The organism is Burkholderia sp. CCA53 (assembly GCF_001685525.1).
Lineage (GTDB): Bacteria > Pseudomonadota > Gammaproteobacteria > Burkholderiales > Burkholderiaceae > Burkholderia > Burkholderia multivorans.
Map to the genome: position 1 here is coordinate 1 of NZ_BDDJ01000002.1, position 23056 is coordinate 23056.

15 protein-coding genes and 8 pseudogenes are annotated in these 23056 nt (G+C 69.4%); 15 read left to right on the forward strand and 8 right to left on the reverse strand.

Annotation, left to right across the window (positions count from 1 at the left end):
* Positions 1 to 1071, reverse strand: a pseudogene (locus BCR55_RS16590) (rhodanese-like domain-containing protein); the annotation flags it as partial.
* 72 nt (positions 1072 to 1143) lie between these two features.
* Positions 1144 to 1704 (reverse strand): annotated as a pseudogene (locus BCR55_RS16595) (cysteine dioxygenase).
* A gap of 74 nt (positions 1705 to 1778) precedes the next feature.
* On the opposite strand from BCR55_RS16595, the pseudogene BCR55_RS16600 reads away from it, so the two are divergent.
* A pseudogene (locus tag BCR55_RS16600) lies at positions 1779 to 2689 on the forward strand (LysR family transcriptional regulator).
* Positions 2690 to 2804: 115 nt separating this feature from the next.
* Here BCR55_RS16600 and BCR55_RS16605 read toward each other — a convergent pair.
* Positions 2805 to 4127 (reverse strand): annotated as a pseudogene (locus BCR55_RS16605) (acyl-CoA dehydrogenase family protein).
* 387 nt (positions 4128 to 4514) lie between these two features.
* On the opposite strand from BCR55_RS16605, the pseudogene BCR55_RS16610 reads away from it, so the two are divergent.
* The 8 genes and pseudogenes from BCR55_RS16610 (at position 4515) to BCR55_RS16645 (ending at position 12603) form a co-directional block, all read left to right on the forward strand.
* Positions 4515 to 5601, forward strand: a pseudogene (locus tag BCR55_RS16610) (LLM class flavin-dependent oxidoreductase).
* Positions 5602 to 5621: 20 nt separating this feature from the next.
* A complete protein-coding gene (locus BCR55_RS16615; protein WP_006403656.1) occupies positions 5622 to 6461 on the forward strand; it encodes a class II aldolase/adducin family protein in 840 nt (279 codons plus the stop codon).
* A gap of 35 nt (positions 6462 to 6496) precedes the next feature.
* A complete protein-coding gene (locus BCR55_RS16620) occupies positions 6497 to 7531 on the forward strand; it encodes an ABC transporter substrate-binding protein (RefSeq protein ID WP_065495008.1) in 1035 nt (344 codons plus the stop codon).
* 4 nt (positions 7532 to 7535) lie between these two features.
* Entirely contained in the window at positions 7536 to 8627 is a 1092-nt protein-coding gene (locus BCR55_RS16625; RefSeq protein WP_065496618.1) for an ABC transporter permease, read from the forward strand.
* Positions 8621 to 9421, forward strand: a complete 801-nt coding sequence (locus tag BCR55_RS16630) for an ABC transporter ATP-binding protein (protein WP_065495010.1) — start codon at positions 8621 to 8623, stop codon at positions 9419 to 9421. Before BCR55_RS16625 ends, BCR55_RS16630 begins: the two co-directional genes overlap by 7 nt.
* A gap of 59 nt (positions 9422 to 9480) precedes the next feature.
* Entirely contained in the window at positions 9481 to 10662 is a 1182-nt protein-coding gene (locus BCR55_RS16635) for a c-type cytochrome (RefSeq protein WP_065495013.1), read from the forward strand.
* Between the two features lie 37 nt (positions 10663 to 10699).
* Positions 10700 to 11662 carry an ABC transporter substrate-binding protein gene (locus BCR55_RS16640; protein ID WP_006403661.1) on the forward strand — a complete coding sequence of 321 codons (963 nt, stop codon included), beginning with the start codon at positions 10700 to 10702 and terminating at the stop codon, positions 11660 to 11662.
* Positions 11663 to 11736: 74 nt separating this feature from the next.
* Positions 11737 to 12603 (forward strand): MOSC domain-containing protein, encoded by an 867-nt coding sequence (locus tag BCR55_RS16645; RefSeq protein WP_065495015.1) that lies wholly within the window; start codon positions 11737 to 11739, stop codon positions 12601 to 12603.
* Positions 12604 to 12614: 11 nt separating this feature from the next.
* On the opposite strand, the gene BCR55_RS16650 is transcribed toward BCR55_RS16645, so the two are convergent.
* A complete protein-coding gene (locus tag BCR55_RS16650) occupies positions 12615 to 14036 on the reverse strand; it encodes a sensor histidine kinase (protein WP_065495017.1) in 1422 nt (473 codons plus the stop codon).
* Entirely contained in the window at positions 14033 to 14707 is a 675-nt protein-coding gene (locus BCR55_RS16655) for a response regulator (protein WP_006403664.1), read from the reverse strand. Before BCR55_RS16655 ends, BCR55_RS16650 begins: the two co-directional genes overlap by 4 nt.
* A 152-nt stretch (positions 14708 to 14859) precedes the next feature.
* On the opposite strand from BCR55_RS16655, the pseudogene BCR55_RS33800 reads away from it, so the two are divergent.
* From BCR55_RS33800 to BCR55_RS16680, 5 genes and pseudogenes are all read left to right on the forward strand, one after another.
* Positions 14860 to 15117: pseudogene (locus BCR55_RS33800) on the forward strand (transcriptional regulator); the annotation flags it as partial.
* A 283-nt stretch (positions 15118 to 15400) separates the two neighbouring features.
* Positions 15401 to 16502, forward strand: a pseudogene (locus BCR55_RS16665) (ABC transporter substrate-binding protein).
* Between the two features lie 98 nt (positions 16503 to 16600).
* Positions 16601 to 18373, forward strand: a complete 1773-nt coding sequence (locus BCR55_RS16670; protein ID WP_006409438.1) for an iron ABC transporter permease — start codon at positions 16601 to 16603, stop codon at positions 18371 to 18373.
* Positions 18366 to 19433 (forward strand): ABC transporter ATP-binding protein, encoded by a 1068-nt coding sequence (locus tag BCR55_RS16675; RefSeq protein WP_065495023.1) that lies wholly within the window; start codon positions 18366 to 18368, stop codon positions 19431 to 19433. Before BCR55_RS16670 ends, BCR55_RS16675 begins: the two co-directional genes overlap by 8 nt.
* Positions 19434 to 19589: 156 nt before the next feature.
* Positions 19590 to 20672 (forward strand): porin, encoded by a 1083-nt coding sequence (locus tag BCR55_RS16680; RefSeq protein ID WP_065495026.1) that lies wholly within the window; start codon positions 19590 to 19592, stop codon positions 20670 to 20672.
* A gap of 135 nt (positions 20673 to 20807) precedes the next feature.
* Here BCR55_RS16680 and BCR55_RS16685 read toward each other — a convergent pair whose 3' ends face one another.
* A complete protein-coding gene (locus BCR55_RS16685) occupies positions 20808 to 21458 on the reverse strand; it encodes a hypothetical protein (protein ID WP_223852647.1) in 651 nt (216 codons plus the stop codon).
* A 121-nt stretch (positions 21459 to 21579) separates the two neighbouring features.
* Here BCR55_RS16685 and BCR55_RS31040 point away from each other — a divergent pair.
* A pseudogene (locus BCR55_RS31040) lies at positions 21580 to 21696 on the forward strand (porin); the annotation flags it as partial.
* 58 nt (positions 21697 to 21754) lie between these two features.
* On the opposite strand, the gene BCR55_RS16690 reads toward BCR55_RS31040, so the two are convergent.
* Positions 21755 to 22720, reverse strand: a complete 966-nt coding sequence (locus tag BCR55_RS16690; protein ID WP_053298607.1) for a zinc-binding alcohol dehydrogenase family protein — start codon at positions 22718 to 22720, stop codon at positions 21755 to 21757.
* Positions 22721 to 22798: 78 nt separating this feature from the next.
* Positions 22799 to 23050, reverse strand: a complete 252-nt coding sequence (locus BCR55_RS16695; RefSeq protein WP_039218251.1) for a hypothetical protein — start codon at positions 23048 to 23050, stop codon at positions 22799 to 22801.
* Positions 23051 to 23056: the final 6 nt, after the last annotated feature.

Here is a 23056-nt window from a genome sequence, read left to right on the forward strand (position 1 = left end):
CGCACGTCCCAGCCCATTTGCGCGAGCCACGACGCGGTCATGTCCGCGCGCACGCCGTCGTCGTCCGCGAGCACGATCCGTGCGCCGCGCACCGGCGCATGATGATCAGTCTCTTGCACGAGCTGCCCGCCCGGCGTGCTCAGGAAACCCGGTAGATGGCCGGCCTCGTACTCCTCCGGCGTGCGCACGTCGAAGCGGTAGAGCGTGCGGCCCGGCTCGGCGGCGAGCGCGTCGACGTCCGCGAGCGCGATCCGCGCCACGCCCGCGCGCTCGGCGACCGCGCGCGCCGCGCGGCGCGCTTCCGCACGCAAGGCGGGATCGATCTCGTCGGGAAAACGGCGCGCCGCGCCGTGCTCGAGCGTCTGGCCCGCGAGCGTCCAGCCGATCGTGCCGTTGCGCAGCGCGGCCACCGGGTTCGGCAGCCCGCGTTGATCAGCGACTGCGTGCCGATGATGCTGCGCGTGCGGCCCGCGCAGTTCACGACGATCCGCGTCGACGGGTTCGGCGCGAGCGCGCGTACGCGCAGCACGAGTTCGGCGCCCGGCACGCTCGTCGACGTCGGGATGTTCATCGTCCGATACTCGTCGAAGCGGCGCGCGTCGACGATCACGACGTCGGCACGCGCGTCGATCAGCGCCTGCACTTCCTGCGCGGACAGCGACGGCGTATGCCGCTCGGCCTCGACCCATTCGCCGAACGACTTGCTCGGCACGTTCACGTCGATGAAGAGCTCGCCGCCCGCGGCCTGCCAGCCGGCGAGACCGCCGTCGAGCAGCCGCACGTCGGTATAGCGAGCCGCGCGAGCGTGGCGGCCGCGCGCGGCGCGAGATCCTCGCCGTCGGCTTCGCCGTACACGACGATCGGCGTGTCGCGACGCGGAATGCGCGTCCACGCGTCGAGTTCGAGCTTGGACAGCGGAAAGTTCGCGGCCCACAGCGGATGGCCCTGCGCGTACGGATCTTCCTCGCGTACGTCGATCAGCGCGATTTCGTCGCGGGCGAGCAGGCGTGCGCGTACGTCGTGGTACGACGCGACGGGAAAGCGGGAAACGGAATCGGCGGTTGGCGTCACGATGTCTCTGTCGGTTGAACGGGATGTCGGAAAAACGGAAAAAACGGCGGCCTCCGCGTGCGGGAGGCGGCGTCACGCATTCGAATAGCGGATACGAACGGTTTCACGGTGCGTTCGTCGAGGAACACCGCGCGCTCGACCTTGCCGATGTTCGCACCGTACACGTGGATGCTGATCGACACGCGATCCGCGAACGCATTCGTCATGCGATGGATGTCGCCGATGCGCGGCGACACGGCCTCGACGTCGCCCGGGCGCAGCCGCGTCGCGTCGCCTGCCGGCACCGGCCGGCCGCCTTCGTCGAGCCGATACGGCTGCGACAGCTCGCCGCCGCGCAGCATGCCGATCAGCCCCCACACCGTATGGTTGTGAATCGGCGTCGACTGACCGGCCCCCAGACGAAACTGACGACCGAGAAACGCTCGTCGGGGTCGAGATGCAGCAGGTACTGGCGATAGCGCTCGGATCGGGCTGCGCGAACGCGTCGGGCAGCCAGTCGTCGCGCGCGACGAGCGCCGCGAGCAGCGCCCGGCCTCGTCGACGATGCCGCCTCGTCCGCGCCCGACGCGAGCAACGCACGCAAGCCGTCGACGAACGGGCCAGCGGCGACTGATGCAACGAAAGCGTACTCATCGACCGGCTCCTCGAATATGATGGCCATCATGATGGATCGTCATGATGCACCGGAAATACCATGCAGAACAAACATGAAAATTAGCGATATCGACGCTTTTGCAGCGGTCGTTCGCTGCCAGACGCTGAGCCAGGCCGCGGCCGAGCTCGGCATGACGCAGCCCGCGATCACGCGGCGCGTACAGAACCTCGAGGAAGCGCTCGGCGTGACGCTGCTCGACCGCAACACGAAACCGCCGCGCCCGACCGACATCGGCCGGCAGGTGTTCGACCAGTGCCGCGCGATCCTGCGCGAAGTCGACGCGCTGCGCGAGCTGACGGCCGCACGGCGGCCGCCCGCCGGCGCATTCCGCATCGGCATCACGCAGGGTCTCGGCGAGCGCATGCTGCCCGAGCTGATCGCGCGGCTCGCGAGCCGATGGCCGGCGCTCGCGACGCAGGTCACGACCGCCTGGGGCGGCGTGCTCGTCGAGCGCATCGCGCGGCGCGAGCTCGACGCCGCGCTCGTGTTTCTCGCGCGCGAAATGGTGCTGCCGCCGGCAGTCGAAGGCGAACGACTGCTGGCGACGCGGCTCGTCGCTGTCGGCCGCAAGGGCGACTGGCCGCGCCGAGCTATCGGCTCGCCGACTGCCATGCGCGCGGCTGGGTGCTCAATCCGGACGGTTGCGGCTTTCGCGCAGGCCTGCGCCGCGCACTCGACGCGCAAGGGCTGCCGATGCCGGTCGCGCTCGACGCGTACGGCCGCGACCTGCAGTTGCAGAGCGTCGCCAACGGCATCGGCATCGGTCTGATGCCGATGCCGCTCGTCGAATGCAGTCCGCTGCGCGATGCGCTCGCGATCGTGCCGCTCGCCGATTTCAAGCCGCAGATCGATCTGTGGCTGCTGCGCCGCCAGGATGCGGCGCGCTTCGCGGCACCGCTCGACGCGATCGCCGCGCAGGCGCGCGAAGCGTTCACGCCGAGCGCACAAGACGAAGCCGCGTAAGCGGCGGCCGGCGCACACGTCGTGCGTCGCGCGACGCTCTCCGGCGGTCGCTCGCCAACGCTCGCGCATTGCGTCGGCCCGATACTCGCGCGTGAGACGTCGTCCGGCCCGAGGCTCACGCATCGCAGCGGCCCGATGCCGATGCGCGAGGCGTCGTCTGGCCCTCGCCCGCGCCCTCGCCTGCTGTGCGGCGCGCCGCCGCGTCGAGCGCCGCGCGTCCGGCCGCGACCGCGATCGCGTCGTCCTGCGGCGTATGCACGCGGCTGCACAGCACGTCGCGATAGTGGCGTTCGAGCGGATTGCGGCGGCTCAGGCCGTGATTGCCGGACAGCTTCAGCGCCTGTTCGACCGCGCGGATCGCCTGCTCCGTCACCGTGCGCTTCACGAGTCCGCTCGTCGTCACGGCCGGCGCATTGCCCGCATCGGTACGCGCGACGTGATCGTCGAGCAGCACACGGTTCGCATGCAGCCAGCCCTCGATCTCGCCGACGGCCTCCTGCACGCGCGGCAGCGTCGCGAGCGGCGCGCCGACGCCGGTCGGCGTGCGCGTCGTCGCGAACGCGAGCAGCCAGTCGTGCGCGGCCCGCGCGACCGCGTCGTAGAGACTGCCGAGCAATGCGACCATCCACGCCTGCTGGTCGGTCTGCGCGTCGACGTCCGCATGACTGGCCGCCGACACCGACCACGCGTCGGGCGTACGCACGTCGACCGCATGATCGAGGGGCAGCCGCACGTCGTCGAACACGACCTCGTGGCTGCCGGACGCGCGCAGGCCGAGATGATCCCAGCTTTCGATCACGCGGATCCGTGCGTCGTCCACGTGAGGATCGCGCCCGACGAGGAACACGCCGACACGCGGCTGCGGTTCGTCGGTGCGCGCCCACACGGCAGCCAGCGCAGCGCCGGAATGCCGGTGCTGTACAGCTTGTGACCGGACAGCCGCCAGCCGTCGCCGTCGCGACGCGCGATCGTATCGGGCAGCCCGCCGCGCGACGGCGAACCGAGCGCCGGCTCGACGCGCAGCGCGTTGATCAGTGCGCCGTCGGCGACCGCGCTGTCGAACACCGCGCGCCGCACCTGCGCGGGCCAGCGGTTGTCGGGCCGGCCGAGCGCGCGGTGCTGCAGATATGTCATCGTCAGGACGAGCGCGGTGGCAGGGTCGGCGCGTGCGACGGCCGCGACGATCCGGCTCGCGCGCGCGAGCGTCGCGCCCAGCGCCGCCAAACTCGCGCGGCACCACCTGCGCGATCAGCCCCGCGCGCTGCAGCCGCGCGAGATTCTCGTGCGGAAAACGGCCGTCGACATCGTTGCGCGCGGCATCGGCCGCGAGTTCGGGCACGAGACGGTCGAGTAGCGCGGCGAGGCGCGTCTCGTCGTCGGGCAGGCGGCGCAGCGACGACTCGCGCGACGGCAGCGAAGCGGCAAGGCTGACGGACATCGGTACGGGTTCTCTCGATAACGGGGAATTGGAGGATGCGGCGGCGTACGACGGCAATACCGGCGGCAGCGCCGCCCTCGATCGGACGCAGTGCCTGCGTGCGCGTCGCGGCCGACGCACGATCTTCATCGATTCACGGCCGCCGGGCACGAACGGCGCGTGTGCCGGTTCCGCGAGCGGTTCGATCTCGATCTCGGTCTCGACCGACATGACATCGCGAGCGCACAGCGTATGCGTAACGCCCTCCCACCCAAACCATGCAAATCTGATATTCAAATCGGGATTGATTATTTCCGTTCCGCATGATCGCGGCGGTAATCTGCGCTCCATTCCCGCCCGGCGGCCGACGACGGCCGCGCGGGCCGTGTACCTCTCCCGGAGACCCAGATGAGCGTCGAATTCATCGGCATGATCCAGAGCCAGAAGCAGTCGGAAATCCATCCGCCGTCCGGCCGCGTCGTCGATCCCGACTATGTGCGCGAGTTCGCCCGCGCGCATGAAACTGCCGGCTTCGACCGGATCCTCGTTCCGCATCATTCGACCGGCCCGTCGGCGACGCTGACGATCGCGTTCGCGGCCGCCGCGACCGAGCGCATCCATTTCATGCTCGCGCATCGCCCGGGCTTTACGGCCCCGACGCTCGCCGCGCGGCAGATCGCGACGCTCGACCAGTTCAGCGGCGGCCGGCTCGCGGTGCACGTGATCTCCGGCGGCTCCGACAGCGAACAGCAGCGCGACGGCGACTTTCTCGATCACGATGCGCGCTACGCCCGCACCGACGAATATCTCGGCATCCTGCGGCGCATCTGGACCGAGCCGCAGCCGTTCGATCACGCCGGCACGTACTACCGTTTCACGCAGGGCTTTTCCGAGGTGAAGCCGTTCCAGCAGCCGCATGTGCCGATCTATTTCGGCGGCGCATCGGACGCGGCGCTCGCGGTCGCCGGCAAGCATGCGGACGTCTATGCGCTGTGGGGCGAATCGCTCGACCAGGTGCGCGACCTGACGACGCGCCGTGCGCGCGGAAGCCGCGAAGCACGGCCGACAGGTCCGGTTCTCGGTGTCGTTCCGCCCGATCCTCGCGGCGACCGAGGACGCCGCGTGGGCGCGCGCACACCGGATCCTCGACGAAGCGCGCCGGCTGCGCGAAGCGGCCGGCCTCGGCGCCGGCAGCCCGCAGCAGAGCGAAGGCGCACGGCGCCTGCTCGCCGCCGCGGAACGCGGCTCGCGCGTCGACAAGCGGCTGTGGACCGAGATCGCGAAGCTCACCGGCGCGCGCTCGAATTCCACCGCGCTGGTCGGCACGCCCGAACAGGTCGCCGATGCGCTGCTCGACTATTACGACCTCGGCGTGACGACCTTCCTGATCCGCGGCTTCGACCCGCTCGAAGACGCGATCGACTACGGCCGCGAACTGATTCCGCGCGTGCGCAGCGCCGTCGCCGCACGCGACGCGTCGCGCCGCGCAGCCTGATTCCACGGGAGACGCCGACGATGTCCGCCGTCCTTTCCCCGCCCACGCGCACCGCGTCGGGCCTCGTGCTCGCCGATACGCCGCGCCAGCATTTCTGGTTCGATCCGCCCGCTCCGCGCATCGACGTCGCGGCCGAGCGCCGTCACCGGCAGGAGCGGCTCGCGGCCGCGTTCCGCCTGTTCGCGCGCTTCGGCTTCGCGTCCGGGCTCGCGGGCCACATCACGGCACGCGATCCGGAGCTGCCCGATCACTTCTGGGTGAATCCGCTCGGCGTGCATTTCTCGCAGATCCGCGTGTCGGATCTGCTGCTCGTCAACGCGCGCGGCGAAACCGTGATCGGCACGCGGCCGCTCAACAAGGCCGCGTTCGCGATCCATGCCGCGATTCATGACGCGCATCCGCACGTCGTCGCCGCTGCGCATACGCATTCGACCTACGGCAAGGCATGGTCGACGCTCGGTCGTCCGCTCGATCCGCTCACGCAGGACGCCTGCGTGTTCTACGAAGACCATGCGCTGTTCGACGATTTCACGGGGATGGTGGTCGACACGAGCGAAGGTGCGCGCATCGCGCATGCGCTCGCGAAGCCCGACGGCGGCACGCACAAGGGCGTGATTCTGAAGAATCACGGCATCCTGACGGCCGGCCCGACGGTCGAGGCGGCCGCATGGTGGTATATCGCGCTCGACAACGCCGCGCATACGCAATTGCTCGCCGAAGCGGCCGGCACGCCGCAGCCGATCGATCACGCGACCGCGCGTCACACGCACGGGCAGATCGGCGGCCCCGACGGCGCGCTGCATGCGTTCGACAGCCTGTACGCGCGCGTCGTCGCCGACGAACCCGACCTGCTCGACTGAGCGCCGTTCCGCACGACCGGCCCCGGAGACCCACGATGACCGATACCCCCGTTCTCGCGCGTTCCGACGCGCACGACGCCACACGCCGCCGGCTGCTGCGCGCGGCCGGCGCCGCCGCGCTCGCCGCGCCGGCGATCACGCTCGGCCGCCGCGCGTGGTCGGCGCCGCCGCTGAAGAAGCTCACGTTCGCCTGGAACCAGAACGCGTTCTGCCTGACGCCGATCGTCGTCGCGCAGGAGCGCGGCTTCTTCGAACGCAATGGCCTGCAGGTCGAGCTCATCAACTACAGCGGCTCGACCGACCAGCTGCTCGAATCGATCGCGACCGGCAAGGCCGATGCGGCGGTCGGGATGATCCATCGCTGGCTGAAGCCGCTCGAAGCCGGCTTCGACGTGAAGATCATCGGCAGCTCGCACGGCGGCTGCGTGCGGCTCGTCGGCGCCAAAGCCGCCGGCGTGACGACGCTGCAGGCGCTCAAGGGCAAGACGGTCGGCGTCAGCGATCTCGCCGCGCCCGGCAAGCACTTCTTCTCGATCCTGCTCGCGAAGAACGGCATCGATCCCGAACGCGACATCGCCTGGCGGCAGTATCCGGCCGACCTGCTCGGCGTCGCGGTCGACAAGGGCGAGATCCAGGCGATCGCCGACGGCGACCCGAACCTCTATCTGCTCGAGAAGCGCAGCCAGGGCGCCTATGCGGAGCTCGCGACGAACCTGTCCGGCGAATATGCGCGCAAGGTCTGCTGCGTGATCGGCGCGCGCGGCGATCTCGTGCGCAACGACCGCCCGGCGGCCGCCGCGCTCGCGCGCTCGATCGTGCAGGCGACCGAATACACGCACGACAATCCGAACGAGGCCGCCAAGGTATTCGCGAAGTATTCGCCGAAGATCAGTACGGAAGACCTGCGCAAGCTCTATGCGACGCTGACCTATACGCACCACCCGACCAACGTCGACCTGCAGCAGGAAATCGCGTTCTATGCGGACGATTTCCGTCGCATCAACGTGCTGAAAAAGAGCACGGATCCGCAGCGCTTCGCGCAGCAGGTCTATGCAAACGTGCTGGGGTGACGCGATGTCGACGATCGAATCCGCTTCTACCGCACGCACTGCGCCGGCACAGGCCGGCGGCGCTGGCGCCGCAGTGTCGCGCGTCCCGTGCAGCGCCTGCGACGCGGCATCCGCGGCCGACGCGCGGCGCACGCGCGTGTGGCCCGCCGGCATCGCGGCCGCGCTCGCATGGACGCTGCTCGCGGCCGTCACGCAGCTGTGGCCGAACCGCGTCGTCGGCTTCACCGACTGGGCCTACACGGACACGTTCGCGATCGCCGCCGGCGCGTTCGCCGTGCTGCTGCTCGTCGCCGCGACGCTCGGGCCGCTCGTGCGGGCCGTACGCGCGCCGCTCGCGCGCGTGCACGGTGCGGGCCCCTGGCTCGTCGCGCTGCCGCTCGTGCTCGCCGCCTGGGAAATCGCGACCGCAAAGACCGGCTGGCTGCCTACGCCGTTCTTCGCGCCGCCGCAGGCGTTGATCGAGGTCTACGTCGACGATTGGCCGCGCCTCGCGGGCAGCGCCGTCAACACGCTGAAACTGCTCGCGCTCGGTTTCGCGTACGGCGTCGCCGTCGGCTTCGCGGTCGGCGTGTCGATCGGCTGGTCGCGCCGCATCGGCTACTGGGTGCATCCCGTGCTGCGCGTGCTCGGCCCCGTGCCGGCCACCGCGCTGCTGCCGCTGACGTTCTACTTCTTCCCGACCAGCTATTCGGCCGCCGCGTTCCTGATCGCGCTGGCCACCGGCTTTCCGGTCGCCGTGCTCACGTGGTCGGGCGTCGCGAGCGTGAACCGGCAGTACTACGACGTCGCGCGCACGTTCGGCGCGAGCGCGCGCTTCCTCGTGCTGCGCGTCGCGATTCCGGCCGCGCTGCCGCACGTGTTCGTCGGCATCTTCATGGGACTCAGCGCGTCGTTCACGGTGCTCGTCGTCGCCGAAATGATGGGCGTGAAATCGGGGCTCGGCTGGTATCTGAGCTGGGCGCAGGGCTGGGCGTCGTACGTGAACATGTATGCGGCGCTGATCGTGATGGCGCTGCTGTTTTCCGGCCTGATCGCGCTGCTGTTCGCGCTGCGCGACCGCGCGCTCGCCTGGCAGAAAGGAACCGTCCAATGGTAAGCGCCGCCCCCGCCATTACGCCCGCCGTTGCCGCGCCGCGCGGCGCGCGCATCGACATTCGTCGCGTGAGCCATGCATTCGACGGCCCCGACGGCTCGCTGCCGGTGCTCGACGACGTGTCGCTGTCGGTCGGCGCCGGCGAATTCGTCGCGCTGCTCGGGCCGAGCGGCTGTGGCAAGTCGACGCTGCTGCGGCTCGTCGCCGGCCTCGACGCCGCGCGCGCCGGCACGATCGCGCAGGACGGCGTGCCGATCGCGCGCCCCGACCCGTCGCGCATCGTCGTGTTCCAGGATCCGACGCTCTACCCGTGGCGCCGCGTCCGCGCCAACGTCGCGCTCGGCCTCGAAGCGCGCGGCATGGCACGCACGGCGCAGCATCGTGTCGACGACGCGCTCGCGCGCGTCGGGCTGCAGGCGTTCTCGAACGCGTTTCCGCACCAGCTGTCCGGCGGGATGGCGCAGCGCGTCGCCCTCGCCCGCGCGCTCGTCAACGATCCGCGCCTGCTGATCCTCGACGAGCCGCTCGGCAAGCTCGATTCGCTGACGCGGCTGACGATGCAGGCCGAGCTGATCGCGCTGTGGCAACGCGACGGTTTCTCCGCGCTGCTCGTTACGCACGACGTCGAGGAGGCGCTGTTCCTCGCGCAGCGCGTGATCGTGTTCGGGCCGCGTCCCGCGCGCATCGTCGCCGAACTGCAGGTGGACCTGCCGTATCCGCGCCATCGCGGCGACCCGCGCCTCGCAGCGCTGCGCCACGAAGCGCTGCGCCATCTCGGGCTCGATGCGAGCTGGTAGATGCGGGCTGTCGTTCGCCGGGTAGACTGCATCGGCCGTGCGCGGCAATCGGAGCGCCGATGACGGTGCCGCCGTTCGCCGACTGGGCGCTCGTGTTCCTGCAGTCGCTGTATCGCGCGCAGATCGCGCTCGCGCGCGCGTTGCACGCGGTCGGCCTGACCGGCGACGCCGACGGACAGGCCGCGTGGCCGTGGGCACGGCGGATCGCGCTCGAGACGTTGCGCATCGATGCGGGACTCACGCGACAGCTGGCGCTCGCCTGTGCGGCGACGGCGCTCGCGGTGGCGCTCGGCTGCGTCGCGGTCGCTTCGCGCAGATGGCGCGTGACCGCAGCGATCGGCGCGCTCGCGCTCGCGTGGTGCACGCCGTGGCCGCCCGCGTCGCTGTGGCTTGCGCCGGCCGTGCCGACGAGTTTCCAGCGCAGCCCGGTGCCGTTTTCGGTCGCGACCGTGATGCACGGCGCAAATCTGTATGCGCGGCACTGTGCGGCCTGTCACGGCGCGGACGGCCGCGGCGAAGGGCCGCTCGCCGCGACGCTCGCGCATTGGCCGCCGACCTTCGCGGGCACGCTGCTCGCGCGGCGACTCGACGGCGAGCTGTATTGGCACGTGCGGCACGGCATGCGCGACGCGCACGATGCGCCGTCGATGCCCGGCTTCGCCGCGACGCTCGATGCCGCCGACACGTGGGCCGTGCTCGATTACCTGAAAGCGCTGTCGGCCGGCAGCGGCGCGCGGACGGCCGGCGCGTGGCCGGTGCCGGTCCCGCTGCCGGCACTCGACGTGCGCTGCGGCGAGGCGACGGCGCAGCCGCTCGCGCGCTGGCGCGAAGGACAGCGCGTGCGCATCGTCGCGCTGCGGCCCGGCAGCGCGCCGCCGCCCGAAGACCCGCGCTGGCAGACGCTGCTCGTCACGACCGACGACGCGCCGCTGCCGCCGTCGACGGCCGCGCGGGCGAACTGCGTGGCCGCGTCGCCGGGCGCGTGGCGCACGTTCGCGACGATCGCCGGCGTGCCGGCCGATGCGCTCGGCGGCACGCAGCTGTTCGCGGACCGCCGCGGCTGGCTGCGGATGCGTGCGTTGCCGGGCAGCACGGGCTGGTCGACCGCCGATCTGCTCTGCGGCGCGGACGCCGGCGCAGGCCCGTCGCGCGCAACGGGCGCCGCCGATTCGCTGACCGCGCTGCTGCTGCGCATCGACGCCGAACCCGTACGCGACGTGCAGGCCGGCCTGCCGCATTGACTTCCCCGAACCCTCTCTCCGACGATCGCTCCTGACGATGAATCCGACCCGACGCCACTTCCTCGCGCACGCCGGTGCGCTCGCCACCGCCGCCACGCTGACCGTCGCGCCCGCCGCGCTGCGCGCGCAGGCCGGTGCACGACCGCTGCTGCGTGCCGGCGACCAGAAAGGCGGGCTGCGCGCGCTGCTCGAAGCGGCCGGCGAACTGCACGACCTCGCCTACGACATCGCGTGGACCGAATTTCCGGCGGCCGCGCCGCTCGCCGAAGCGCTGAATGCGGCGGCCGTCGATTGCGGGCCGATCGGCGACGCGCCGGTGATCTTCGCGCTCGCCTCGGGCGCACGCATCAAGGTGATCGGCGCGAACCGCTCGGATCCGTTCGGCACCGCAGTGCTCGTGCGGCCCGACGCGACGCTGAAACGGGCGGCCGATCTGAAAGGCAAGCAGATCGGCACCACGCGCGGATCGATCGGCCATTTCGTCACGCTGAAGGCGCTCGACGCGGCCGGCCTGCCGCCCGACGCCGTGTCGTTCCGCTTCCTGCCGCCGGCCGATACGATGCTCGCGCTCGCGACCGGCTCGATCGACGCGTGGGCGACCTGGGAGCCCTATACGGCGCTCGCCGAAACGAGCGGCCGCGCGCGCGTGCTCGTCAACGGCCGCGGCCTGTGGTCGGGGCTCAGCTACCTCGCCGCGACCGACGCCGCGATCGCATCGAAGCGCGACGTGCTGCGCGATTTCCTGCAACGCGTCGTGCGCGCGCAGCAATGGTCGTACCGGCATGTCGACACGTATTCCGCGACGCTCGCGCGGATCATCGGCATTCCGCCGGCAGCCGCGAAACTGCAGTTCCAGCGTCGCGCCACGCGCTGGCAGGCGATCGATGCAACGGTGATCGCCGAACAGCAGCGCACCGCGGATTTCTACCTCAAGTCCGGGCTGCTGCGCCAGCCGCTCGACGTGCGCACGACGTTCGATCTCGGCTTCCCGCTCGCGTGACCGCCCGCACGGACGGCCGTCGTGCGATCTGGCACAATCGCGACTCGACCGTTTCGTCCACCTCAGCCAGCGTCATGCCAGCCATCGCCGAACTCCACGTCTATCCGATCAAATCCTGCGCCGGCATCGCGCTGCCGCGTGCGCAACTGCTCGATACCGGCCTCGCGTACGACCGCCACTGGATGGTGACCGACGCGCAGGGCCGGATGATCACGCAGCGCACGCATCCGCGCCTCGCGCTCGTGCAGCCCGCGTTCGACGGCGACACGCTCGTGCTGAACGCGCCCGGCATGCGCGAACTGCGCACACCGCTCGACGGCGACGCGACGCCGGCCACGCCGACGATCGCCGCCACCGTGTGGCGCGACACCGTCGATGCGATCGATACCGGCACGGACACGTCGGCGTGGTTCAGCGAATGGCTCGGCGAACCCGCGAAACTCGTGCGCTTCGCGCGCGACGCGCGGCGCGCGTGCAGCGCCAAATGGACGGGCGACGTCGACGCGCATACGCAGTTCGCCGACGGCTATCCGCTGCTCGTGATCGGGCAGGCGTCGCTCGACGATCTGAATGCGCGACTCGCCGCAAAGGGCGCGCCCGCGATTCCGATGAACCGCTTCCGGCCGAACCTCGTCGTGTCCGACCTCGAGGCGTATGAAGAGGATTTCGTCGAGCACCTCGATGCCGACGGCGCGACGCGCGTGCGGCTGCGTCTCGTGAAGCTCTGCACGCGCTGCCCGATGCCGACGATCGACCAGCGCACCGGCGCGCCCGATCCGGCATGGCCGCACGAACCGACCGATACGCTGCAGACCTATCGCGCGAATCCGAACTACGACGGTGCGCTGACGTTCGGCATCAACGCGATCGTCGTCGAAGGCGCTGGTGCGTGGCTCGAGGTCGGCCAGCCGCTCGATGCGGAGATCGGCTTCGGCGATTAATCTAGTCGCGCTCAGCGCACGCGCGACGCCCCGTCGTCCACTGCCGGCAAACTCACCGTGACGATCAACCCGCCGCCCGCCGCACCGGCCAGCGCCACGCTGCCTCGATGCACGCGCGCGATCTCGCGCACGATCGACAACCCGAGCCCCGTGCCTTCCACCGTCTGCGTCGTGCTGCCGCGATGGAAGCGCTCGAACACGGCATCGCGCTCGTCTTCGGGAATACCGGGCCCGTTGTCGATCACGTCGAGCCGCGCGCACTGGCCCTCGCGCGACACGCGCACCGTGATCACCGCGCGGTCGCCCGCATAGCGGATCGCGTTGTCGATCAGGTTGCCGATCATCTCGCCGAGCAGATCGGGCTGGCCGAGCACCGTGACGTCCGCATCGTGCTCGAAGCCGAGATCGATGTCGCGTGCGCGCGCGACCGGCGACCAGTCGAGCGTCACGCTGCGCGCGAGCCGATGCAGCGCGACCGTCTTGTGCGCGACCGCATGGCCGCTGTCCGAATCGAGCCGCGACAACGACAGCAGTTGCTGGACGATCTTCGCGGCCTGCCGCACCGCGCCGTTCACGCGACGCAGATGCACGTTCACGCGCGGCTGCTCGTCGGGGCGCAGCGCCAGTTCGACGCCGGCCTGCACGGCCGCGAGCGGCGTCTTCAGCTGATGCGCGGCGTCCGCGAAGAAGCGCCGCCGCGCGACCTGCATCCGCTGCGTACGACCGATGTACTGGTTGATCGACTCGACGAGCGGCGCGAGTTCGCTCGGCATCCCGCCCGTATCGAGCGGCGTCGGGTCGTCCTCGCTGCGCGCGGCGACCGTCGCCGAGAGCCGATTCAGCGGCCGCAGCCCGCGCCCGACGCCGAGCCATACGATGCCGAGCGCGAGCACGACGAGCAGCCCTTCCTGCAGCAGCGAGCCGACGAGAATCTGCCGCGCCAGCGCCTGGCGCGCCTCGATCGTCTCGCCGACCATCACCCAGACGATGCGCGTCTGTGCGGTCGGCACGTCGTGCACCGGCACGCGCAGCGCGGCCATGCGCAGCTGCTCGCCGCGATAGACGACGTCGTAGTAGTGCGTGACGAACAGCGTGCGATCGCCGGCCGCGTCGTCGCCGGGCGGCAGCGGCAGGTCGGGATAGCCGGTGATCGTGCGGCCGTTGTCCTCGCGGATCAGGTAGTAGATCTTGCCGCCGTCGCCGGATTCGAACATCTCGAGCGCGAGATACGGCAGGTCGACCTCGATGTCGCCATCGTTGAGCCGCACGCCTTCGCGGATCGACTTCAGCGACGAGGACAGCGTGCGATCGAACGCGACGTGTGCGGCGCTCATCGCGCGCTGGTATGTGAGCCAGGAATCGAAGGCGAGCAGGCCGAGCAGCGGCAGCAGCAACCACAGCGCAACCTGGGCCCGCAGGTTCGGCTGCTTCACGCGTCGGCCTTCGCTTCGAGCAGATAGCCGAGCCCGCGCAGCGTGACGATCGCGACGCCGCTGTTCTCTAGCTTCTTGCGCAGCCGGTACACGTAGATCTCGATCGCGTCGGCGTTGACGGATTCGTCGAGGCCGAAGATCTTTTCCGACAGCGTTTCCTTGTTGATCGCGCGGCCGTTGCGCAGGATCAGCACCTCGAGCACCGAGCGCTCGCGCGGCGTGAGCGGCAGCGGCTCGTCGGCGAGCCGGAAGCTGCGATCGACGCTGTCGTAGGCGAGCGGCCCGCATTCGACGCGCGAATGCTCGTGGCCGAGGCTGCGCCGGATCAGCGCGCGGGCGCGCGCCTCGAGCTCGGTCAACTCGAACGGCTTCGCGAGATAGTCGTCGGCGCCGAGGTCGAGACCCTTCACGCGATCCTCGACCGATCCGTGCGCCGTAAGGATCAGCACCGGCACCGGATTGCGGCGTGCACGCAGCCGCCGCAGCACCTCGAGCCCGTCGAGCTTCGGCAGCCCGAGATCGAGGATCACCAGCGCGTAGTCCTGCGTGCGCAGCACGTGGTCCGCCGCCTCGCCGTCCGCCATGTGGTCGACCGCGAACCGCGCGGCACTCAGCGCGTCGTTCAGCGACTGCGCAAGGAGGGGATTGTCTTCGACGAGCAGCACACGCATGGCGATTCCGGTCAGGCAAACGTCAGGCCGCTACATTACATGATCCTTTCCGCACCGACGCCTCGCACAAACCCCGGTTGCGCGGTCGCATGCAGCGCAGCCGATCGCCGGCGAGTCACGCACGAAACGGCGCTCGCGAAGCAGATCGAAGCATGTCCGCGGCAGGCCATCGCCTCGATCGCTTGCAAGGACTGCGCTTCGGCGCCGACGACTACATCACGAAGCCGTTCGACCGGGCCGACGTCGTGGCGCGCATCCGCACGATTCTGCGCGGGCTGGACGCGGATGCCGACGCGCTGGAGCGCACCGTCGACAGTCATATCGGCCGGCTGCGCAGGAGGCTCCAATGCGCGGGCGCTTCGGCCATGCCGGAAGTCATGTGCGGCGGCGGCTATCGATTGCGCGGCGTCGGTAACGGCTCGCGGCGACGCGTTGGCCGCGCGTCGCGCGCGTTGGCGGCTTTCGCGCCGATCCTCGCCGTGCCGTCGCCGTGCGCATGGCACGCGCCCCCTTGCCCTGCCCGCCATCCCTGCCGCGAGCCGCGACAAACTGCGGCCTCGCCGCATCGACCTCGGGAAATCCATGACGCGGACGACACAATCGTCAACGGAAATGAAAGCAGGCTGAAAGTGCATCGCACTTAACATCCGCGTCACTCGAACGACACAACAGAAAACGTAACTGGAGGAAGACATGCCGTTTGCACCGAAGCATCTCGCCGCCGCGCTGGCGATCGTCACGGGCGCGGCCGCCGGCACCGGCAGCCGCGCAGGTCCCGGCCGGGTATCCGGGCAACTACCAAGGCGTGATCGACGCCGCGAAGCAGGAAGGCAAGCTGATCGTCTACTCGACGACCGACACGGGCCTCGTGCGGCCGCTGATCAAGGACTTCGAAAGCCTGTACGGCGTCAAGGTCGAGTACAACGACATGAACAGCACCGAGCTGTACAACCGCTACATCAGCGAGAACGCGGCGAGCAGCACGAGCGCCGACGTGCTGTGGAGCTCGGCGATGGACCTGCAGGTGAAGCTCGTCAACGACGGCCTGATGGCGTCGTACGACTCGCCGGAAAGTGCGCACGTACCGTCGTGGGCGCAATACCAGAAGCAGGCATACGGCACGACGTTCGAGCCGCTTGCGATCGTCTACAACAAGCGGCTGATCCCCGAAAACGAAGTGCCGAAGACGCGCACCGACCTGATCAAGCTCCTTGCGTCGCAGCCCGACAGGTTCAAGGGCAAGCTGACGACGTACGACGTAGAGAAGTCCGGCGTCGGCTTCAACGCACTGACGCAGGACGCGCACCTGAACGAGAAGGTCACGTGGGAGCTCGTGAAGGCAATCGGCGCGACCGGCCCGAAGCTGCAGTCGAGCACGGGCGCGATGATGGAGCGGATCTCGTCGGGCGAGAACCTGATCGGCTACAACATCATCGGCTCCTACGCGTACGCGAAGGCGAAGAAGGACAAGTCGATCGGCTACGTGTTTCCGAAGGACTATACGCAGGTCGTGAGCCGTCTCGCGACGATCTCGAAGAAGGCGAAGAATCCGAACGCCGCGAAGCTGTGGGTCGACTATCTGCTGTCGAAGCGCGGCCAGACGCTGATCGCGAACCAGGCGAACCTGTACGCGATCCGCACGGACGTGACCGGCGAAACGTCGGCCGCGAGCCTCACGAAGGAACTCGGCGATTCGCTGAAGCCGATCCCGATCGGCACGGGCCTGCTCGTCTATCTCGACCAGTCGAAGCGGCTCGCCTTCCTGAAGCAATGGCAGCAGGCGATCAAGCGCTGATCCGCTGACGGCCGCCCGCGCGACGCCGCGCGGGCCGCACCCTTCCCCTTTCCGATTTTCCTTGCGGCGGCCATTCCGATGGCCGCAGGGGCGAACTCATGCTTTCAACCAGCACACGCGGAGCGGCCGCCGCCGTTCCGCCTCACGCCGGCAACGGCGACGCGATTCCCGCGCTGCCCGCACGCAGCCTGCAGCCGCTCGCCGGCATGCTGCGCTGGATCGTCGTCGCGGTGCTGACCGTCGCGGTCGCGCTGCCGCTCGGCTTCATCCTGTTCCAGAGCCTGCTGTCCGCGCCGTTCTTCGACGCCAGCAAGACGCTCGGCATCGAAGGCTTCCGTTTCATCTTCCGCGACCCCGACTTCTGGTCGGCCGTGAAGAACTCGTTCATCATCGCCGGCGGGATGCTGTTCATCTCGATCCCGCTCGGCGGCATCCTCGCATTCCTGATGGTGCGCACCGACCTACCCGGCCGCCGCTGGCTCGAACCGCTGCTGCTCACGCCCGTGTTCGTGTCGCCGATGGTGCTCGCGTTCGGCTACGTGGTCGCGGCCGGCCCGGTCGGCTTCTACTCGGTGTGGTTCAAGGAACTGTTCGGCGCGCAGAGCGTGCCGTGGAACGTCTATTCGATCTTCGCGATCACGGTAATCGTCGGCCTCACGCACGTGCCGCACGTGTACCTGTACTCGTCGGCCGCGCTGCGCAACCTCGGCTCGGACGTCGAGGAAGCGGCGCGCGTGACGGGCGCGCGGCCGTTCCGCGTCGCGCTCGACGTGAGCCTGCCGATGACGATGCCCGCGCTGCTGTTCGCCGGCGTGCTCGTGTTCTTCCTCGGCTTCGAGGTGTTCGGGCTGCCGCTCGTGCTCGGCGATCCGGAAGGCCATCTCGTACTCGCCACCTATCTGTACAAGCTGACCAACAAGCTCGGCGTGCCGTCGTATCACCTGATGGCCGCGGTCGCGGTGTGCATCGTCGCGATCACGTTTCCGCTCGTGCTGCTGCAGCGCCGCCTGCTGAAGACGGCCAACCGCTTCGTCACCGTGAAGGGCAAGGCCGGCCGCTCGACCGTGCTCCCGCTCGGCGTGTGGCGCTGGGTCGCGCTCGCGATCGTCGCGCTGTGGCTCGCGCTGACCGTGATCGTGCCGATTTCCGGGATCGTGCTGCGCGCGTTCGTCACGAACTGGGGCGAAGGCGTCGCGCTCGGCGAAGTGCTGACGCTCGCGAACTTCACCGAGCTGTTCGAACAGGACAACCTCGTGCGCGCGATCGTCAACACGCTCGGCATCGGCGTGATCGGCGGCGCCCTCGCGGTCGGCTTCTACTCGCTGGTCGCGTTCGCGGGCCATCGCCGCCACGACTGGGCGACGAAGCTGCTCGACTACGTCGTGCTGCTGCCGCGCGCGGTGCCGGGCCTGCTCGCCGGTCTCGCGTTCCTCTGGATTTTCCTGTTCGTGCCCGGGCTGCGCGAGCTGAAGAACTCGATGTGGAGCATCTGGATCGCGTACACGGTCGTGTGGCTCGCGTACGGGATGCGGCTGATCCAGAGCGCGCTGCTGCAGGTCGGCCCCGAGCTCGAGGAAGCCGGACGCAGCGTCGGCGCCACGCGCAGCCGCGTCTCGCTCGACGTGACGCTGCCGCTCGTGCGCTTCGGGCTGCTCGCCGCGTGGCTGCTGATCTTCATGATCTTCGAGCGCGAATACTCGACCGCCGTCTATCTGCTGTCGCCCGGCACCGAAGTGATCGGCGCGCTGCTCGTGTCGCTGTGGGCGACCGGCGCGGTCGATCAAGTCGCCGCGCTCTCTGTCATCAACATTGCGATGGTCGGCGTCGGTCTCGGCGTGGCCCTGCGTTTCGGAGTGAAACTTCATGGATAAGCTTATCGTCGACGATCTGCATCTCAGCTACGGCGCCAATCCGATCCTGAAAGGCGTGTCGTTCGAACTGAAGGCCGGCGAAGTCGTGTGTCTGCTCGGCGCGTCGGGCAGCGGCAAGACGACGCTGCTGCGCGCGGTGGCCGGCCTCGAACAGCCGTCCGACGGCCGCATCCAGCTCGACGATCGCGTGTTCTTCGACGGCGCGCAGCGCATCGATCTGCCCGTCGAGCAGCGCTCGCTCGGGCTCGTGTTTCAGTCGTATGCGCTGTGGCCGCATCGCACCGTCGCCGACAACGTCGGCTACGGCCTGAAGCTGCGCCGCGTCGCCGCGGCCGAACAGAAACGCCGCGTGCAGAACGCGCTCGATCAGCTCGGCCTCGGCCACCTCGCGGAACGCTTTCCGCATCAGCTGTCGGGCGGCCAGCAGCAGCGCGTCGCGATCGCACGCGCGCTCGTCTACAACCCGCCCGTCATCCTGCTCGACGAGCCGCTCTCGAACCTCGACGCGAAGCTGCGCGAAGAAGCGCGCGCGTGGCTGCGCGAGCTGATCGTGTCGCTCGGGCTCTCCGCGCTCTGCGTGACGCACGACCAGACCGAAGCGATGGCGATGTCCGACCGCATCCTGCTGCTGCGCAACGGCCGCATCGAGCAGGAAGGCACGCCGGCCGAGCTGTACGGCGCGCCGCGCTCGCTGTATACGGCCGAGTTCATGGGCAGCAACAACCGGATCGACGCGCGTGTCGCGGCCGTCGACGGCGAATGCGTGACGCTCGCCGGCGACGGCTGGGAGCTGCGCGCGCTCGCGCGCGACACGCTCGCGCCGGGCCAGGATGCGCAGGCCGTGATCCGCCTCGAGCGCGTGCAGGTCGCCGACGGCCCGGGCGCCAACCGGCTGCAGGCCGACCTCGTCACGTCGATGTATCTCGGCGACCGCTGGGAATACCTGTTCCATTGCGGCGACATGCGGCTGCGCGCGTTCGGCCACGTGCCGCGTGCGGCCGGCAAGCACTGGATCGAGTTTCCGGCCAACGACTGCTGGGCATTCGCGAAAGCGGGCTGACCCGGGCGGCGTGTGCACGCCGCACGTGTGCACGCCGCACCCATCGCACCACGCGCTCGCGTGCATTTGCGCGCGGACGGCCGGCGGCGTCCGCCGCGGTCGGCTGCGCGCCGCATCCGTTTCACCTCAACCACAAGAACCAAGGAGACACCGTCAATGAAGTCACGTTCCCTCCGCGCCGCCGTTCTGACCGGCTCGGCCGCCGTCGCCGGTCTCGCGGCCGGCGCCGCGCACGCGCAATCGTCGGTCACGCTGTACGGGATCATGGATGCCGGCATCGAGTACACGAACCACGCGGCGCCGGAAGGCGGCAGCTCGGTCAAGCTGAAGTCGGGCAACAAGAACACGTCGCGCTGGGGTTTGCGCGGCGTCGAGGATCTCGGCGGCGGCCTGAAGGCCGTGTTCCGGCTCGAAAGCGGCATCGATCTCGCGAACGGCGCATTCGACGACGGCCCCGACTCGATCTTCGCGCGCCGTGCGACGGTCGGCCTGAAAGGCAAATGGGGCGAGCTGACGCTCGGCCGCAACTACACCGTCACCTATGACTACCTGCTGCCGTTCGACCCGATGGGTTATGCGCAGAACTACTCGTGGGCGACGTCGTCGATGGCGACCGGCGGCCGCAAGGACGGCATGTTCACGCGCTCGTCGAACGCAGTGCGTTACGACGGCGAGTTCGGCGGTTTCAAGTTCGGCGCGATGTACGGCTTCGGCAACGTGCCGGGCAGCGTGAAGACCAGCTCGAAATACGACGTCGCGCTCGGCTACGAGACGGGCCCGTTCGCAGCCGTGGTCACGTTCGACCGGCAGAACGGCGCGGCCGACAGCGTGACGCCCGCCGACACGGTCAACTACATCCAGGGGATCCACGCGGGCCTCAGCTACGACTTCGGCAACCTGAAGACGATGGCCGGTTATCGCAACTATCGGCGCACGTTTCACACGAGCGCCGCGAACCAGTTGAGCGACACGTACTGGGTCGGCGGCTCGTATCAGTTCACGCCGACGTTCTCGCTGATCGCGGCCGTCTATCACCAGGACATCAAGGGCGGCACCGACGCCGATCCGACGCTCGTGTCGATGCGCGCGAACTACGCGCTGTCGAAGCGCACGGTGCTGTATCTGTCGGGCGCGTTCGCGATCGCGAAGCATGATCAGAGGGTCGGCGTGTCGCGCGATTTCGCCGGGTACGGCACGACGCAGGTCGGCGTGACGGCGGGGATTCAGCAGCGGTTTTGACGTCCCGCTCGATGACGCGGGCGGCGGTACGCACGTCGCCCGTGCCTGTGCGCGGTGCGGTCATCTGTGCTCGCGCGCCGTCGTGCGCCACCCTTCTCCGCTCGTACGAAGTCGCTCATGCAGGAGCGCCGCCTACTACGGCAACATGGCTTTGAATCGGTCAAACCTCGTGGGCGGCAACGCGATCTCTCCGTCATGGTCGACGGCGGTATCGAAGATCAACGATTCCTTGGTCCATATCAAGCGGACGGCATCGGGGTACGCGTACGTGCGCTCGGCAAGCAATTGCATATCGGAGGTCCGATAGAGCCGCAAAAGGATTTGCTCCCCTCCGAGGTACGCATATCGCGCGGTGTAGCGTCCCCCGTCGCCCTGCGAAAGTTCGGTGCCGAATTGCGTCGCGCGTGCGCGTAAGCGAGCGTCCTTGTAGTAGGCGCCGGCGCAGAACAGCAAGATAACAACTGCCAGAGCGGAACCGAGCACCTTCATTCCCGAGTTCGTTCGTCCGAGGCGTCCCTCCTGGCGCGAGAAGCTGTATAAGACGACGATCAGCAGCCCTGCCGTGATTCCGAGCAGGACGACGGCCGCGAGTGCGAGCATGCCGGCCGCTTGCACACCTGTCGCCAATCCGTTCATTCGAAATACACCGTTATGGGTTTGGGCAGCATGATCGTCTGTCGTCGGGAAATGTGATGAAGTCGCCGGCTCGATGGTGCCTCGCTTGCCATGGTCGACACAATCGAATCCCGAATGAGGTCGTTCCAGTTCCGCATACAGGAATCGCACATACGCTCGTCGTTCCGGGCGGAAACGCGTTGCCTGATGCATCTCGTAGACAAGCTAGCGGCGCAGCGTGACGCGCGCAGCATTGTTGAAGACTGCAAACAGTGAATTCGTCATTGGGCGCGCGCCCGGCGCATTCGCGATCGCGAAGCACGTGCGCAAGGTCCACGTGTCGCGCGATTTCGTTGGGTATGGCACGACACAGGTGGGCGTGACGGCGGGGATTCAGCAGCGGTTTTGACGCCTCGCTCGGTGCCGCGGGCGACGGCACGCATGTCGCCCGCGGCGCCGCACGGCGGTCAGCGTTCCGCTCCCATCGCGAACACCGTACGAACGGCACTGCTCGTATCGCTCCAGTGCTCACCGACCGCCGACAGCGGCACCACGCGTGTGTCGAGCGTCAGCCGTGCGCGTGCGGCGGCGTCGAACACGCCGCGCGCGACCGAGAGCAACCGCGGCAGCGGCACGCTGCCGAGCCCGCTGCCCATCAGTTCGATCGCCGCGGCGCGCAGCACGGCGCCCGGCAGCGACACGTCGCCGCCGCCCATCGAGCCGATCTGCACGAAGCGCAGCGCGCGTCCCGCCGGCATGTTTTTCGCGGCGCTCACCAGCAGCGTGCGCGCGGTATCGCCCCAGAGATAGTCGAGCACGACGTCGACGCCCGCACGCCAGTGCGGCTCGAGCGCACGCGCGAGCGCGGCCGCGTCCTGCTGCAGCGGCACGACGGCATCCGCACCGGCGTCCAGCAACGCATCGAGCGCGGCCGTGTTACGCCCCGTCGCGATCACCGTCGCGGCGCCGAGGTGCTTTGCGACCCGCACCGCGAGCCGGCCCGACGCGCCCGTCGCGCCGTTGACGAGCACCGTCTCGCCAACCGTCATGCGCGCGCGTTCGGTCAGCGCCGCCCACGACGACATCGCCGGATTCGCGATCGCGGCGGCCGTGACGTCGTCGAGATCGTCCGGCAGCGGCACCCATTGCGTATCGGGCACGATCGTGCGCTCGGCCATCGCGCCGAACGGCGCCGCGGCGCTGAAGAAGTAGACGCGCTGCCCGTCGTCGAGCCGCCCGACGCCGTCGACGCCCACGACGAACGGATAGCGCCCGTCGAACGAGTAGTGCGCGCCGGACGCGCGCCCCTGCGCCAGCCGGCTCACCGCCGACGCCGTCACGTCGATCAGCCGGTGACCCGGCTGCGCGTGCGGCGCGTCGAACTCCGTATAGACCGGCCCTTCGCCGGGACCCTTCACGACTGCTGCCTTCATGTCGACTCCTCGAATGTGCTGATGTGAATACCGGGCTGGCCGCACGCGTACGCCTGACGTCGCGCTGCGGCGCAACCCTCAATGCGCGTCAAGCCACGCGCGCAGCGCGCGATCGCGCACGTCGAGCACATCGAACAGCCCGAGCGCGCGCAGCGCCGGCAACGCGTCGAGCACGTCGGCTTCTGCGCGGGCGCGCTCGGCCGTCGACGCATGCGGGTCGGTCAGCACGCGTGCGTTGATCAGAAACGCACCGACGGTGCCCTTGCGGATCGTCGTGTCGCCGGCATCGAGCCGGTCCTGATCGTCGGGAAGCAATTGTTCGGCTCGCATCGTCCG